Genomic DNA, 13,933 nt, shown 5'->3' on the forward strand with positions numbered 1-13,933 from the left:
GGAGATCAGTCATGAACGCCATAATTTCCATCTCCCGCCGCAGCTTCATCATCGGCGTGGCCTCCACGGCCGGCGGCCTGTCCCTCGGATTCAACGTGCCGTTCATCAAGCCGGCACTTGCCGAGGGCGCCGAGACCGCGCCGGAGATCAATGCCTGGGTGGTGATCAGGCCCGACGAAACGGTTGTCATCCGCATCGCCCGTTCCGAGATGGGGCAGGGGACGTTGACCGGCCTGGCGCAACTCGTCGCCGAGGAGCTGAATTGCGACTGGTCAAAGGTCACGACCGAATATCCGTCGCCGGCCCAGAACCTCGCACGCGACCGCGTGTGGGGCAATTTCTCGACCGGGGGCAGCCGCGGTATCCGCGAGTCGCACGAGTATGTGCGCATTGGTGGCGCCGTTGCGCGCGAGATGCTGATTGCCGCAGCGGCCGCCGAATGGGGCGTGCCGGCCAGCGAATGCACTGCAAGGATGGGCATGGTCACGCATGCAGCATCAGATCGCGCCACCTTTTATGGTCAGTTGGCCGCCGCCGCCGCGCGGATGAGGCCGCCCGCCAACATCACGCTGAAGGACCCCAAGGATTGGACCATAGCCGGCAAGCCGCTGCCGCGGCTCGACACGGCCGACAAGCTCAACGGCAGCCAGGTTTACGGTGTTGATCTCAAGCTGCCGAACATGCTCAACGCGGCGATCCGGGCCTGTCCGTATTTCGGCGGCAAGGTGGAGAGCTTCGACGCGGCGGCGGTCGCAGGCATGCCCGGCGTGCGCACCGTCGTTCAGGTCGACGAAACCGCCGTTGCCGTTGTCGCCGACACGTGGTGGCGGGCGAAGACCGCACTCGATGCCCTGCCGGTCGTCTGGGACGAAGGTCCCAACAGGCAGGTCACCAGCGCCTCGATCGCGGCGATGCTCGAAGAGGGCCTCGCCGCAAATGATGCCTTCATTGGCGCCGAGCAAGGTGACGCGGGTGCCGCCCTGTCCGCCGCCGGCCGGACGGTCACGGCGACCTATGCCTACCCCTATCAGAACCACGCGACCATGGAGCCCATGAACGCGACGGCGCTCTACACGCCGGAGCGCTGCGAGGTATGGGTGCCGACCCAAAATGGCGAGGCGAGCCTTGCTGCAGCGGCCGAGGCCGCAGGCCTGCCGGTGCAGCAATGCGAGGTGCACAAGATCCATCTCGGCGGCGGCTTCGGCCGGCGCGGCAACTTCCAGGACTATGTGCGCCAGGCGGTCAGCATTGCCAAGCAGGTGCCAGGAACGCCCGTAAAGCTTATGTGGTCGCGCGAAGAGGATATGCTGCACGGCGCCTATCACCCGACCACGCGATGCCGACTGACGGGCTCGCTTGACGCGGACGGCAACCTGACCGCTCTGCACATGCGCATATCCGGCCAGTCGATCCTTGCCGCAGTGCGGCCGGAAGGCATGCAGAACGGTATGGACCCGGTGGTCTTTCAGGGCCTCGTGCTCGCCGGCACGGAAGGCACGCTAGGATATACGGTGGACAATCTGCTTGTCGACCATGCGATGCGCAACCCGCCGATCCCGCCAGGATTCTGGCGCGGCGTGAACCTCAACCAGAACGCGCTCTACGTCGAGTGTTTCATGGACGAACTCGCCCATGCGGCCGGCGTCGACCCGCTCGCCTTCCGCCGCAAGCTGATGGCCAAACATCCGAAGCATCTCGCTGTGCTGGAGGCGGTTGCCGAACGGATCGGCTGGGACACCCCGGCCGCAGCGGGTGTTCACCGCGGGCTCGCGCAGATCATGGGTTTCGGCAGTTATGTCGCGGCGGCAGCGGAGGTTTCGGTCACCGACGGGCAGCTCAGGATCCACCGCATTGTGGCGGCCACCGATCCGGGTCATGTCGTCAATCCCGCACAGGTGGAACGGCAGGTCGAGGGCTCCTTCGTCTACGGCCTTTCCGCCTGCATTTACGGCGAGTGCACGGTCAATGGCGGCCGCATGGAGCAGGAGAACTTCGACAGCTACGAGGTTCTGCGCATGGCCGAGATGCCGGAGGTGGAGACGATCATACTGCCGTCCGGCGGCTTCTGGGGCGGCGTCGGCGAGCCGACCATAGCGGTCGCCGCGCCGGCCGTCCTCAATGCGATCTTCGCCGCCACCGGAAAGCGCATCCGCACGCTGCCGTTGAAAAACCATGACCTCGCATGACATGAGGCGCTCGAAGAACAGGCGCGGCAGACGATCGTTCGTGCCCGTTCTGCTTGCGGGGCTCGTGGCCAGCGCGTCGGCGCGGGCCGACGCGGCGGCTGGTGCGACGGCGTGCACCGGCTGTCACGGGCCGGCGGCGCTCGGCTCAGCCATCCCCTCGCTCGACGGCCATGCGGCCGACGACATCATTGCCCAGATGCAAGCCTTCCGTTCCGGTGAGCGCAAGGCGACGGTCATGGACCGCATCGCCAGGGGATTTACCGAGGAGGAGACGCGCGCCATCGCCGAATGGCTCGCTAAACCGGAGGCGGCACGCCATGCCCAGCCGTAGAGCCCTGATCGGTGGCGCGGCGGCCAGCGTCGCCGCGGCCGTCCTTGCCGCGCCGCAGGTGCGCGCACAGGCGCAGCCCCGCGTGATCGTCGTCGGCGGCGGCTTTGCCGGGGCGAGCTGCGCCCGCGCGCTGAAACGGCTGGATCGCGACCTTGCCGTGACGCTGATCGAGCCAGAGACAGCCTATCTGGCCTGCCCGTTCAGCAATGCCGTTGTTGCAGGGCTGCGTGGCATCGAGGCGCAGACCTTCGGTTATGACCGGTTCGGCGACATCGGCCCCATCCGCAAGCGCGCTGTCGCCGTTGATGCTGAGCGCCGGCGCGTTCGGCTGGAGGATGGTACGGACATCGGCTATGTCAGACTGGTGCTGGCGCCCGGCGTCGACCTGCGCTTCGACGCTTTGCCGGGCTACGACGAGGCGGCAGGGGCGATCATGCCGCATGCCTGGAAGGCGGGGCCGCAGACGCTGCTGCTGCGCGACCAGCTCGCGGCGATGCCGGACGGTGGGGTCGTCGTTCTCTCCGCGCCAGCCAATCCGTTCCGCTGCCCGCCCGGTCCCTACGAGCGGGCAAGCCTGATCGCGCATTACCTCAAGACCAGCAAGCCACGCTCCAAGCTGATCATCCTCGACGCCAAGGACGCTTTTTCGAAGCAGCGCCTGTTCGAAGCGGCCTGGCAAGAACTCTATCCCGGCTTGATCGAATGGGTGCCACTGTCCTCGGGCGGCAGAGTGACGGAAGTCGACCCAGCGACAAGGACGCTGGTGACCGAGTTCGGCAATCACAAGGCAGATGTCGCCAACGTGATCCCGCCGCAGCGTGCGGGCGGGATCGCGCAGTCGGCCGGCGTCGCCGATCAGACGGGCTGGTGTCCGATCGACCCGGTCACCTTCGAGTCCCGCCTGCAGCCGGCGATCCACGTCGTCGGCGACGCGGCGATCGGCGGGGCTATGCCGAAATCCGCCTTCAGCGCCAACGCCCAGGCAAAAGCCTGCGCTGCGGCGGTCAGCGCGCTGGTCAGGGAGCGGCAGCCGGGGCAGCCGAAGCTCATCAACACCTGCTACAGCCTGGTCGCGCCCGACTACGGCATTTCGATCGCAGGCGTCTACCAGCCGCGCGACGGCCTGCTTGCCGAGGTGGAGGGTGCGGGCGGCACCAGCCCGCTCGAAACACCGCCCTCCGATCGCGAACTGGAAGCGGCCTATGCGGAGGACTGGTTCCGAACGATCACCAGTGAAGTGTTCGGATGATGAGGGTGGCTTGCCTCGCTCTTATGGGATTGCAGCTTGCGGCCTCGCCCGGTGCCGGCGAGGAGATGGGGTCTTATGTCGTGACCGGCGATGCGATCAGGGAGCCTCTGGTCGGCGGCACGGGTGATCCGGCGCGCGGCGCCACGCTGATCTCGGACCGGCAGCGCGGCCTCTGCACGCTCTGCCACAGCGGCCCGTTTCCCGACGCGCATCTGCACGGCACGCTGGCGCCCGACCTGACCGGCGTCGGGGCAAGGCTTTCGGATGGCCAGATCCGGCTGCGCGTGGTCGACATGAAGCGGCTCGTGCCGAACACGATCATGCCTTCCTACTATCGGGTCGCGGATGAGCAAGGCCGGCGTGTCGCCACCGTCTGGCGCAGCAAGCCGATCCTGAGCGGCGCCGATATCGAGGATATCGTCGCCTATCTCACCACGCTGAAGGGGTGATTATGCACGAAGACCCGCTTCGAGTTTACGGAGGCTTGGCCGGACGGCGGCAGTTTCTTCGGGCCGGCATGACTGGTCTGCTGGTGATCAGTCTGCCGCGCTGGGCTGTTGCCCGTCCGAGCCTCGAGGACGCGATCCGGACCTTCACCGGGGGAGCCGACGTCCTCGACGGCCGCATCCGGCTCGATCTGCCACCCTTGGTCGAGAACGGCAACGCGGTCGGGATCACGGTCGCCGCCGAGAGCCCGATGACCGCGGACGACCATGTCCGGCGCATCGCGGTCTTCAACGAGAAGAACCCGGAGGCGAATGTCGCGGTTTTCCACCTCGGGCCGCGCACGGGCCGCGCCACCGTCTCGACGCGGATCCGCCTCGCGACCACTCAGGTGGTGGTGGCCGTTGCGGAGATGAGCGACGGCAGCTTCTGGTCGAGCCGGGCGAGCGCCATCGTCACGCTGGCCGCCTGCATCGAGGATCTCTCATAATGGCGCGCGCGCTCGTCAATGTGCCGAAAACGGCCAGGCAGGGCGAGGTCGTCGAGATCAAGGCGATGATCGCCCATCCGATGGAAACCGGCTATCGTATCGGCCCGAACGGCTCCAACATCCCCCGCGACATCATCCGCCGCTTCGCCTGCGCCTACAACGGCGAGGAGGTGTTTTCGGCCGATCTCTTTCCAGCGGTGTCGGCCAATCCGTTCATTGCTTTCACCTTCGTCGCCACGACGAGCGGCACGATCGACTTCACCTGGACGGACGACACAGGAAGGACGCAGACGGCGTCCGCCATGATAACGGTGAACTAATGCATACGCTCTGGCGGCTAGCAGCCCTCGGTGTTGCCGCTATTTGCGGCATCGTCTCTGCAGCCGGCATCGAAGACAGCGCGAAGCGCTCCGGTTTCGACTTTATGACGCCGGAGACGCAGGCGCTGCAGGCCGACGACACGAGCAACCCCGGCATGCTGTGGGTGCTGCAGGGCGAGCAGCTCTGGCAACAGGCGGGGGGCAGGGCGGATGTCGCCTGCGCCGGCTGCCATGGCGATGCTTCCCAGACGATGCGCGGCGTTGCCGCGCGCTACCCGGCCTTTGACGAGGCGATAGGACGGCCGATCGACCTTGCCTGGCGTATCAACTCCTGCCGAGCGGAGCGGCAGCAGGCCGAGCCGTTAGCGCCGGAGTCTGACGCTTTGCTCGCCCTGACGGCCTATGTGGCGCATCAGTCGCGCGGCATGCCAATCATACCGGCGACCGACGCCCGGCTCGCGCCGTTTCGCGACAACGGACGGCGCCTGTTCCAGAGCCGCATCGGCAGCTCAACCTCTCCTGCGCCTCCTGCCACGACGACAATTGGGGCAAACGGCTCGGCGGCAGTGTCATCCCGCAGGCCCATCCGACCGGCTATCCGCTCTACCGACTGGAGTGGCAGACGGTCGGTTCGCTGCAGCGGCGCCTGCGCAACTGCATGATCGGGGTGAGGGCCGAGCCCTTCGCCTTCAGCGCACCCGAACTCGTCGAGCTGGAGCTCCATCTGATGGAGCGGGCCCGCGGCCTGCTGGTCGAGACGCCGGCGGTCCGGCCGTGATGCCGGCCGGCGGGCCGGTCTTCACCTGTCGCGGACGGACAGTTGATCGCAACTTCGGTCGTCTTATTCTCTGAAGCGCAGACGTTCCAGAAGGAGGCTGAAAGCTGGCGATGGCTGCCGCCGGCTCGGGTCGAAGGCGTGGAGCCGTTCCGAAATGAGGTCGTGATCGCAACCAAGTTTGGCTGGAACATCGATCAGGAGACCGGCGAGCGGCGCCCGGCCTGAACAGCCGTTCGGACCACATCAAGATTGTGGTCGAGGGCATGTTGAAGCGCCTGCGCACCGACCGCATCGATCTGCTCTACCAGCACCGCGTCGACCCGACAGTGCCGATCGAAGACGTAGCAGGCGCGGTCAAGGACCTGATGGCGGAAGGCAAGGTCCTGCACTGGGGCCTGTCGGAGATGGGGCTGGGAACGCTTCGCCGCGCGCATGGCGCACTGCCTGTCACCGCCGTCCAGAACGAATACTCGATGCTATGGCGTGGGCCGGAAGAAGAGGTGATCCCGCTCTGCGAGGAACTTGGCCATCGGCTCGTGCCGTGGAGCCCGCTCGGGGCGGGTTCCTGGCGGGTGCTATCGATGCCAGGACACGGTTCGCCGAAGGCGACATTCGCGGGATCGAGTCCCGGTTCTCGCCGGACAACCTGCCGCATAAGCGTTGGTGGATCTGGTGAAGGCCTGGGCCGAACGGAAGCGGGCCACGCCCGCGCAGATCGCGCCGGCCTGGCTGCTGGCGCACAAGCCCTGGATAGACCGATCCCCGGTACGACCCAGATGCCGCACGTGCTCGAGAACATTGGCGCGGCCGACGTCCAGTTCATGTCCGGCCGAAGTCGCCGAACTCAATGCGGCCGTGGCCGCGATCGAGTTCAGGGCGGACGCCTTCCTGACGCCGTGCTGGTCTATTCGGGCTTAGAAGCGCCTCCGAAAGCCTGATCGCCATGGCTAGCCGTGACGGGAGGCCCCCGATGAATTCGACTGCCTTCATCTCGCGTCGGCAGGCCCTGCAACGCTCGTTCCTGCTGGCTTTGGTGGCGGGAGTGAGTTTTGCGGCAACAAGCGCTGAACCGACCGCGGCCGGTCGCAGTGTCTCGGTCCTAGTGATTGTCCGCGCGCTTGATGCAACCCTGTTTCAGATCGTGCCGGCGGCGGCCTATCCGGAAGACTACGAGGCACAGGTCGCACAGGCAGAGGAGCGGCAGCGGGGTTACGAACCGCCGCTGCAGGCGAGGGTACCGGATCAGAGCTCCTATGAAACCGTGTTCCTGGGCTTTCCGATCTGGGGAATGACCGCGCCTTCCGTCATACGCTCGTTGCTGTCGCAGCACGACCTGTCGGGCAAGACACTGGTGCCGTTCATCGCGCATGGCGGCTATGGGCTCGGCAACAGCCTGGCCGTAATCGCCGAACATGCACCAGGTGCCCGTCTGATCAATGGGTTTTCCAAACAATGCGACTAGGAGCGCGAGACGCTTCGAGAGGTCACTCGGTGGCTCGCGAGCGTCGAGATAGGCCGTTAGCCTGAGTTGTACACCCCTAGCTCGTGTGCGTTCTGTGCTGTGGGTCTTCGATCGATCTGCGCCTACTTCAGGTCTTCCTCCAATTTTGCAGAAGCGGGCCTTTGCTCCCATAGGCGGGATCCTTGCGTGGACGACCTACCTTCTGGATTGTCGCGAGCGCGCGATCATGCTCCTGGGCAGTCGTGCATTCATCATAGGTCCCAAATGGAGGATAGGCGCCGACCACTAGAAAATCGGCGGATGCCGAAAGGCATTGGTGCCCGGTGCCGGCCGGAAGAACCGCGACGTCGCCGGCCTTCACGGACAGGGTTCGTCCCTTTTTGCCTCCAAACCGGACTTTGGCCGCCCCGGCCGCAACCCCGAGCACCTCATGTATTCGCGAATGGTAGTGAACGTAGTCGTAGATGCCATTCCGCCAGCTGTCTCCCCATCCATTGGCCTCGAAAAGCTCCTCGAAGACGGCTGCGGGATCAAATTCCTCAGGCAGCCTCACGGCGCCTCGATAGACGACAAGCGGCCAAAACGGATGATTGGGCACCAGGCCATCATCCTTGAACCAAAACTCATTCGCTTTTCGCCGCCTTACAAGACCGGTTACTTCTTGCCTGCCCGGTCTTGCGACACCGGTAGCCTGCTCGACAGCTTTCTTGGCACTCTGCAGAATGCTCATGATGTAGCCTGCATTGCTGGCTGTCAGAAGACGAGCCTTCATGCCGATTCAACTGTCTTCATGCCGGTCGGTTCCGCTGCCTGTTCGGTAGGGATCTACGCCGTGTCTATCTCTGCCCCTGCGCTTCAGCGACCAGATGATGGTCATCGCGGATGGCCGGCTGGTCGCATGCGGGTCATCTCCGGACATCATCACATCCGATTTGCTGCGGACATTAATCATGTCAACGCGCGCATCGAGCCGTGCTCGCGCGGCATCGGCCACGTTATCGTGGATGGCGTGGCGGATGGGTGTCGGACGGTCTCTATGTCGGCAGCGGTAACTGAATCCGGGATTCGGAGGAGATCAGGAGCGTTGTCCGTCCCGACGTCGTGACGGCAACCTTCGCCTGCTTTCGCAGTGTCGGTGACGAATGTGTCTTTGGCGGAGCACTAGCGGTCTGCGCTAGCAAGCTTTACCGCGAGTCCCACAAACACCACACCCGCAAGTCGATTAAGCACAAGCTGCGCCTTTTCCGATCGCAGCAGTCGCTGCCTGATCGCGCTAGCAATTATGACGATGAGGGCGAAGGCTACAAAGGCTGAGGCGATGAACAGTAGCCCAAGTATCATCACCTGCCACAAGATGGAGCCTCGGTCGGGATTTGCAAACTGCGGCAAGAAGGCGAGAAAGAAAATCGCAACCTTGGGATTCGTGACGTTCATGACGATCCCGCGGACAAACATGGTGCCGAAAGGCTGAGCGTCATTTCCTTCCGTTTTAAACTCGGCGGGGTCCGCCTTGTACGCGCAATAGGCGAGGTAAAGCAGGTATGCCGCGCCGACCAACTTTAGTGCGACGAAGGCCGCATCGGACTTCTGGAAGATAACGGCCACCCCGAACGCCACAGCCAGGGTGTGCACGATAAGACCGGCGCAAAGGCCCAATGTCACGACGATACCCTGTCGCCAGCCGTTGATGGCCGATTGGGTCACGACGAAAATGTTGTCAGGACCCGGGGCAAACGCCAAAACCAGCGATGCCGCCACGAACGGGATGATTGTATCGAACTGCATTTCGCCGGTTCTCCTGGGGTTTTCGTTGCATTGGCAAACGCTCTGATCCACCTGCAGCCTCTGACCGCCGCTTGAGCGGACAAGACTTGCATTCAGCTCAACGCGTGGCCGGCTAATCCATAAACCCACGGACCAGTGTTTTCCCGGTTCAGGAACCGGCGGCCTTTGGACATTGTCGTCACGGTCTCGGCAATGCCGAGGCCGCTCTGCTGAAGGAACTCGGCAAACACGCCATCCCTCTCGCGCGTATCGACGCGCGCGAATCGACCTGCCAGCTTCTTCAGATGGACGGCGGTAAGATGGACCGCGTCCTGGTCGCTTCGAGCCACAATGGGGCCAATCACATGGCCGCGCCCGAACTCGCGACACATGGAATAGCCAACGACCTCGCCAGCGCGGCTCAGAGTGGCTATCGAGGCATCCTCTGCGAGCAACGCAAGTAGCCCCGCACGATTTGTCCCAAACGCACGCGCGTCAAGCTCGGTGATCTCGCGAAGCCTGCCGCTGGACAGCTCACTTAGTTCACCATCCAAAACCGGCAATGGCGGGAGTTTTTGTGGGACCTCGCCCTGGCGCATGTAGACGGTCGCTTCGCTGGTGAAGCCGAGTGAAATATATAGCGGATAGGCGGGATGGGTTGCGTTGAGGGCCAGATTGCGATCCCCGCATTGCTCGAGGACCTGGTCCATGAGCCATCGGCCACCTCCCTGCGCCTGTGCGCGAGGCGTCGTGATCACCAGGCCAATGGTGGCAAAATCGTCCCCGTGGGGAAACCACATCGCGCTTCCGAAGACGCGCCCAATTCCGTCAACGGCGGCGATGCCGTGGCCGGCGCGGCGCAACAAATCCCAATCCTTGGGGCGATGCGGCCAGCGGACCGAAATCGATAGCGCATGCAGCAGATCAACGTCGACATCATTGATGTCGCGCGCGACCAGTTCAAAGGATTTCAGGCGTACTGATCTCTGCATCTCAGTCGATCGGCTCCTTCAAACCAAAGCCCAGCGTCGCAGGCATGTGGTGTTTCCGTCGTCGACGCCATGTCGCGACAGGCCTCATTTGCCGCAGCTTTACACGGGAAAGCCAGCAGGTTTCGCTGCTTCGAGGCGTTTTTTCGCAATCTTCAGCCAAAGCACGACGCGATTCGGCAGGGAACACTGCTGCCTACAGATAGGCTGGTCGCACCCGGTGACAATGTGCAAGCAGAGCGGACCGCCATGAACGTGGAAGAAATCCTCGCGACCTTGATCGCATTTCCCTCCGTTGTGGGCACGCCAAACGGCGAGATCGTCGATTGGATCCGCGACTACTGTCAGGCAGCCGGAGCCGAGGTGACGGTTCTGCCCGGTCCCGAGGGCGACCGGTCCAACCTGTTCGTCACGGTCGGCCCGCGTGCCGGTCGGGGTTACATCATCTCCGGCCATATGGATGTGGTGCCGGCCGGCGAGCCGGAATGGAGCTCGGATCCGTTCGTCCTGCGTCGCGAGGGCGGCAGGCTTTACGGCCGCGGCACCACCGACATGAAGGGCTTTCTCGCCTGCGCATTGGCTGCGCTGCCAGGACTTGCGGCAATGAACCTGCGGCAGCCAGTCCATCTCGCATTCTCCTACGATGAAGAGGCGGGGTGCCGTGGTGTGCCGCATCTCCTGGTTGCATTGCCGAGCCTATGCGAGAGGCCGCTTGGCGCGATTGTCGGCGAGCCGAGTCGGATGCAACCTGTGCGTGCACACAAAGGGAAGGCCGCGGCGCGGCTCGAAGTGATCGGGCGATCCGGCCATTCGTCACGCCCCGATCTCGGACTAAACGCCGTGCACGCCATGGCCGGCGTCATCACGCACGCCGTCGCCTACGGCCAATCGCTCGCCGGCGGGCCGCTCGATCAAAATTTCGAGCCCCCATATTCATCCTTGCAAGTGGGCGTGATCGCCGGTGGACAGGCGGTCAATATCATCGCTGGCCACTGCACAGCCGATATCGAAGTGCGTGCCGTCCCGGGCGTTTTTCCAGCCTCCCTGCTCGAGCCGGTCAAAGCCCGGCTTTTCGATCTGCGCGACGGCGGCTTCGAGGTAATTTGGCACGAGTTGAGTTCCTATCCCGCCCTTGCGCCGGCGGATGGGAGCAAGCTGGCGGCCGTTCTGACAGAGCTGACGGGGCAGGAGCCGCTCACGGCGGTCAGCTACGGCACGGAGGCCGGGCTTTATCAGCAGGCCGGCATCGATGCGATCATTTGCGGCCCCGGCGAAATATCCCGCGCGCATCGCCCCAATGAATACATCGAGATCGGTGAGCTTGCTGCCTGCCAGAGCATGATCGACGATCTCGGCGCGCTTCTCGCGGCCTGAGGAAGGGCGGGTTCCATGGCATTCCTTTTCAATTCCGGTGCGGCGCGTGCTGTGGTGTTCCGCGAGGTCTTCGCGCGCGAACTCCCGGATTTGGAATTCTTCCATTCCGGCGAGGAGATGGACCCGGACAGGGTGCGCTACCTCATCACCTGGACGGTGCCGGACGAGATCTCACGCTACCGCAATCTGGAAGTGCTGTTTTCGATCGGAGCCGGCGTCGACCAGTTCAAGCAGGACGTGGTGCCGGGCCATGTGAAGCTTGTGCGCATGGTCGAGGATGGCATCATCCGCATGATGCAGGAATACGTCGCGCTTGGCGTGTTGGCGCTGCACCGGGAGATGCCCGCCTATTTCGAGCAGCAGAAAAGGTGCCTCTGGCAACCGATTGCCGCTCGACAGGCGTCCGAACGCCGGGTCGGTTTTCTTGGGCTTGGCATGCTGGCGCAGGCGGCAATCGAGCGCCTGAAGCCGTTCCAGTTTCCGCTTGCCGGGTGGAGCCGCAGCGAAAAGCGGATAGAGGGCGTCGCCTGTTTTCACGACGCCGATCAGTTGCCCGGCTTTCTGAAGCAGACGGATATTCTCGTCTGCCTGCTACCGCTGACGCAGGAAACCAGCGGCATTCTCGATGCAAAATTCTTCTCCTTGCTACCAGCCGGGGTGCGGCTGCTGCATGTCGGCAGGGGTCCGCAACTCGACCAGGCCGCGCTGATCGACGCGCTCGATACCGGTCACGTAGCTGCGGCGATGCTTGATGTCACCGATCCAGAACCGCTCCCGGAAGACCATCCGCTGTGGACGCATCCGAAAGTGATGATAACGCCGCACATTGCCTCGGTGACACAACCGCATACGGCGGCGCAAGCCGCCGTGGACAACGTCCGGCGCCACCGCGCCGGCGAAGAACTGATCGGCCTCGTCGATCGGACGCTCGGCTACTAACCAGGGAACCTCACATGTCACTGCTGACCACGATTGACACAAATCCCGCCTTCCCGCCGAAGGAGGCATTGCCGCTGCCGGAGCGGCTCATTTCCGGCACTCCATCCTTCAAGACCTGGGCGCAGGATGCCTCGAAAGGTGAGAAGGTTCTGACCGGCCTCTGGGAGGCGACCCCCGGCGAGACGCATTCGATCAAGGGCACCACCTACGAGTTCTGCCACATCATTTCGGGTGTGATCGAAATCGAGGAGAAGGGCGGTGAGACCAAGACTTACCGCGCCGGCGACAGTTTCGTGATGAAGCCCGGTTTCGTCGGCGTCTGGCGCACGATCGAGACCGTGCGCAAGATCTACGTCTGCGTTTATGACTGACTTCAGTGCTCAATGTACGGCCGAGTAGAGCGCGCGACGGATTCCGGAACAATCGACTTTCCAAGCCCCGCCTGACGCGATTCGACGCCGTCCGGCGGCTCATCCTCGACGAAAAATGCGGCGCGCGGTCCGCTATTGTTCCGATGAAACGCTAGTGCAAATGAGGACCGCCATCAATGAAGACCTACGACATAGCGCTCATCCCCGGCGATGGCATCGGCAAGGAGGTGACAGGGGCGGCATGGCAGGTGATGCAGGCCGCGGCCAAACGGGGCGGTTTCGCCCTTGATGGCACACGCTTCCCATGGTCCTGCGCCTACTACCTGGAAACCGGCGCAATGATGCCGCCAGACGGCATCGAGTCGCTTCGAAAATTCGATGCGATCTATCTCGGCGCTGTCGGCTGGTCCGCGGAAGTGCCCGACTCAGTATCGCTTCACGGACTGCTCCTGCCGATCCGGAAAGGGTTCACGCAGTACGCCAACATACGGCCGCACCGGCTGTTGCCGGGCGTTCAGGGCCCGCTCCGCTCCGATGGTTTCGACATCCTGTGCATCCGCGAGAATACGGAAGGCGAATATTCCGGCGCCGGTGGGCGCATTCATTCCGGCACGACCAATGAGGTCGCGGTTGAGACAGCAATCTTCACGCGCACGGGTGTGGAACGGATCATCCGGTTCGGTTTCGAACAAGCGCGGGCGCGCCGCAAAAAGCTCGCCTCCGTCACCAAATCCAACGCACAGAAACATTCCATGGTTTTCTGGGATGAGGTCACCCGCGAAGTGGCGAAGGACTATGCCGATGTCGAGGTCTCGCACTACCACATCGACGCCATTGCCGCCCGCATGGTGCTGGCGCCGGAAAGCCTCGACGTGATCGTCGCCTCGAACCTTTTTGGCGACATCCTCACGGATATTGGTGCGGCCATTCAGGGCGGGCTGGGTTACGCCGCCTCTGCCAACATCAATCCCGATCGCAGCGCGCCTTCCATGTTCGAGCCGGTCCATGGTTCGGCGCCCGACATCGCGCATCTCGGGGTCGCCAATCCGATCGCTGCGATCTGGTCCGGTGCGATGATGCTCGAGCATCTGGGCGAGGGGCATGCTGCGGCAGAAGTGATCTCGGCGATCGAGTCCGTAACCGCGCAGGGGATAGGCACGATCGCAGGCAAGGACCGGACTGAAACAATCACGCAAGCCGTGCTTGCAGCGTTGAGCTGAAAGGGCAGAGGAAAAG

Annotated in this window: 16 protein-coding genes and 1 pseudogene; 14 read left to right on the top strand and 3 right to left on the bottom strand. The window is 63.8% G+C overall.

The features are described from left to right. The first annotated feature begins 11 nt into the window (after positions 1–11). The 10 genes and pseudogenes from A9K68_RS18410 (at position 12) to A9K68_RS18450 (ending at position 7,260) form a co-directional block, all read left to right on the top strand. Positions 12–2,186 carry a molybdopterin cofactor-binding domain-containing protein gene (locus A9K68_RS18410; protein WP_065009381.1) on the top strand — a complete coding sequence of 725 codons (2,175 nt, stop codon included), beginning with the start codon at positions 12–14 and terminating at the stop codon, positions 2,184–2,186. Continuing rightward, entirely contained in the window at positions 2,173–2,517 is a 345-nt protein-coding gene (locus A9K68_RS18415; protein ID WP_246811182.1) for a c-type cytochrome, read from the top strand. The genes A9K68_RS18410 and A9K68_RS18415 overlap by 14 nt, the downstream gene beginning before the upstream one ends. Next, positions 2,504–3,766 carry an NAD(P)/FAD-dependent oxidoreductase gene (locus tag A9K68_RS18420; RefSeq protein WP_203546850.1) on the top strand — a complete coding sequence of 421 codons (1,263 nt, stop codon included), beginning with the start codon at positions 2,504–2,506 and terminating at the stop codon, positions 3,764–3,766. Before A9K68_RS18415 ends, A9K68_RS18420 begins: the two co-directional genes overlap by 14 nt. After that, entirely contained in the window at positions 3,763–4,215 is a 453-nt protein-coding gene (soxX, locus tag A9K68_RS18425) for a sulfur oxidation c-type cytochrome SoxX (protein WP_348640687.1), read from the top strand. Before A9K68_RS18420 ends, soxX begins: the two co-directional genes overlap by 4 nt. Positions 4,216–4,283: 68 nt before the next feature. Continuing rightward, positions 4,284–4,700 (top strand): SoxY-related AACIE arm protein, encoded by a 417-nt coding sequence (locus A9K68_RS18430; protein WP_246811183.1) that lies wholly within the window; start codon positions 4,284–4,286, stop codon positions 4,698–4,700. Next, positions 4,700–5,020 carry a thiosulfate oxidation carrier complex protein SoxZ gene (soxZ, locus tag A9K68_RS18435; RefSeq protein ID WP_065009378.1) on the top strand — a complete coding sequence of 107 codons (321 nt, stop codon included), beginning with the start codon at positions 4,700–4,702 and terminating at the stop codon, positions 5,018–5,020. Before A9K68_RS18430 ends, soxZ begins: the two co-directional genes overlap by 1 nt. Further along, positions 5,020–5,798, top strand: a pseudogene (soxA, locus tag A9K68_RS18440) (sulfur oxidation c-type cytochrome SoxA). Before soxZ ends, soxA begins: the two are co-directional and overlap by 1 nt. Before the next feature lie 42 nt (positions 5,799–5,840). Beyond that, positions 5,841–6,023 (top strand): hypothetical protein, encoded by a 183-nt coding sequence (locus A9K68_RS31775; RefSeq protein WP_246811184.1) that lies wholly within the window; start codon positions 5,841–5,843, stop codon positions 6,021–6,023. Between the two features lie 41 nt (positions 6,024–6,064). Continuing rightward, positions 6,065–6,736, top strand: a complete 672-nt coding sequence (locus A9K68_RS18445; protein WP_246811185.1) for an aldo/keto reductase — start codon at positions 6,065–6,067, stop codon at positions 6,734–6,736. A gap of 32 nt (positions 6,737–6,768) precedes the next feature. Then, positions 6,769–7,260 (top strand): flavodoxin, encoded by a 492-nt coding sequence (locus A9K68_RS18450; RefSeq protein ID WP_065009377.1) that lies wholly within the window; start codon positions 6,769–6,771, stop codon positions 7,258–7,260. A gap of 127 nt (positions 7,261–7,387) precedes the next feature. Here the strand turns inward: A9K68_RS18450 and A9K68_RS18455 are convergent, their stop codons facing one another. The 3 genes from A9K68_RS18455 to A9K68_RS18465 form a co-directional block, all read right to left on the bottom strand. Further along, the gene (locus tag A9K68_RS18455; RefSeq protein WP_065009607.1) at positions 7,388–7,990 is read right to left on the bottom strand and encodes a cupin domain-containing protein; all 603 of its coding nucleotides are present in this window, start codon (positions 7,988–7,990) and stop codon (positions 7,388–7,390) included. Between the two features lie 431 nt (positions 7,991–8,421). After that, the gene (locus A9K68_RS18460; RefSeq protein ID WP_065009376.1) at positions 8,422–9,045 is read right to left on the bottom strand and encodes a LysE family translocator; all 624 of its coding nucleotides are present in this window, start codon (positions 9,043–9,045) and stop codon (positions 8,422–8,424) included. Between the two features lie 92 nt (positions 9,046–9,137). Beyond that, a complete protein-coding gene (locus A9K68_RS18465; protein ID WP_065009375.1) occupies positions 9,138–10,016 on the bottom strand; it encodes a GNAT family N-acetyltransferase in 879 nt (292 codons plus the stop codon). Positions 10,017–10,262: 246 nt separating this feature from the next. Here A9K68_RS18465 and argE point away from each other — a divergent pair, with 246 nt between their 5' ends. The 4 genes from argE to A9K68_RS18485 all read left to right on the top strand — a co-directional run bounded on the left by argE (position 10,263) and on the right by A9K68_RS18485 (position 13,917). After that, complete coding sequence (argE, locus tag A9K68_RS18470; RefSeq protein ID WP_065009606.1) at positions 10,263–11,387, top strand: acetylornithine deacetylase; 1,125 nt, start codon at positions 10,263–10,265, stop codon at positions 11,385–11,387. Between the two features lie 15 nt (positions 11,388–11,402). Beyond that, on the top strand, positions 11,403–12,326 hold the full coding sequence (locus A9K68_RS18475) for a glyoxylate/hydroxypyruvate reductase A (RefSeq protein ID WP_065009374.1): 924 nt from the start codon (positions 11,403–11,405) through the stop codon (positions 12,324–12,326). Positions 12,327–12,340: 14 nt separating this feature from the next. Continuing rightward, positions 12,341–12,697, top strand: coding sequence for a cupin domain-containing protein (locus A9K68_RS18480; protein WP_065009373.1), 357 nt, complete (start codon positions 12,341–12,343; stop codon positions 12,695–12,697). A 176-nt stretch (positions 12,698–12,873) separates the two neighbouring features. Then, complete coding sequence (locus A9K68_RS18485; protein ID WP_065009372.1) at positions 12,874–13,917, top strand: tartrate dehydrogenase; 1,044 nt, start codon at positions 12,874–12,876, stop codon at positions 13,915–13,917. Positions 13,918–13,933 lie beyond the last annotated feature (16 nt).

Source organism: Mesorhizobium sp. AA22 (assembly GCF_001672375.2).
In the GTDB taxonomy this organism is placed as follows: domain Bacteria; phylum Pseudomonadota; class Alphaproteobacteria; order Rhizobiales; family Rhizobiaceae; genus Mesorhizobium; species Mesorhizobium wenxiniae.

Bases quoted from the DNA above. Each gene is read 5' to 3' on its own strand.
- A9K68_RS18410 (WP_065009381.1), top strand. From the start codon at position 12: ATGAACGCCATAATTTCCATCTCCCGCCGCAGCTTCATCATCGGCGTG.
- A9K68_RS18415 (WP_246811182.1), top strand. From the start codon at position 2,173: ATGACCTCGCATGACATGAGGCGCTCGAAGAACAGGCGCGGCAGACGA.
- A9K68_RS18420 (WP_203546850.1), top strand. From the start codon at position 2,504: ATGCCCAGCCGTAGAGCCCTGATCGGTGGCGCGGCGGCCAGCGTCGCC.
- soxX (WP_348640687.1), top strand. From the start codon at position 3,763: ATGATGAGGGTGGCTTGCCTCGCTCTTATGGGATTGCAGCTTGCGGCC.
- A9K68_RS18430 (WP_246811183.1), top strand. From the start codon at position 4,284: ATGACTGGTCTGCTGGTGATCAGTCTGCCGCGCTGGGCTGTTGCCCGT.
- soxZ (WP_065009378.1), top strand. From the start codon at position 4,700: ATGGCGCGCGCGCTCGTCAATGTGCCGAAAACGGCCAGGCAGGGCGAG.
- A9K68_RS18450 (WP_065009377.1), top strand. From the start codon at position 6,769: ATGAATTCGACTGCCTTCATCTCGCGTCGGCAGGCCCTGCAACGCTCG.
- A9K68_RS18455 (WP_065009607.1), bottom strand. From the start codon at position 7,990: ATGAGCATTCTGCAGAGTGCCAAGAAAGCTGTCGAGCAGGCTACCGGT.
- A9K68_RS18460 (WP_065009376.1), bottom strand. From the start codon at position 9,045: ATGCAGTTCGATACAATCATCCCGTTCGTGGCGGCATCGCTGGTTTTG.
- A9K68_RS18465 (WP_065009375.1), bottom strand. From the start codon at position 10,016: ATGCAGAGATCAGTACGCCTGAAATCCTTTGAACTGGTCGCGCGCGAC.
- argE (WP_065009606.1), top strand. From the start codon at position 10,263: ATGAACGTGGAAGAAATCCTCGCGACCTTGATCGCATTTCCCTCCGTT.
- A9K68_RS18475 (WP_065009374.1), top strand. From the start codon at position 11,403: ATGGCATTCCTTTTCAATTCCGGTGCGGCGCGTGCTGTGGTGTTCCGC.
- A9K68_RS18480 (WP_065009373.1), top strand. From the start codon at position 12,341: ATGTCACTGCTGACCACGATTGACACAAATCCCGCCTTCCCGCCGAAG.
- A9K68_RS18485 (WP_065009372.1), top strand. From the start codon at position 12,874: ATGAAGACCTACGACATAGCGCTCATCCCCGGCGATGGCATCGGCAAG.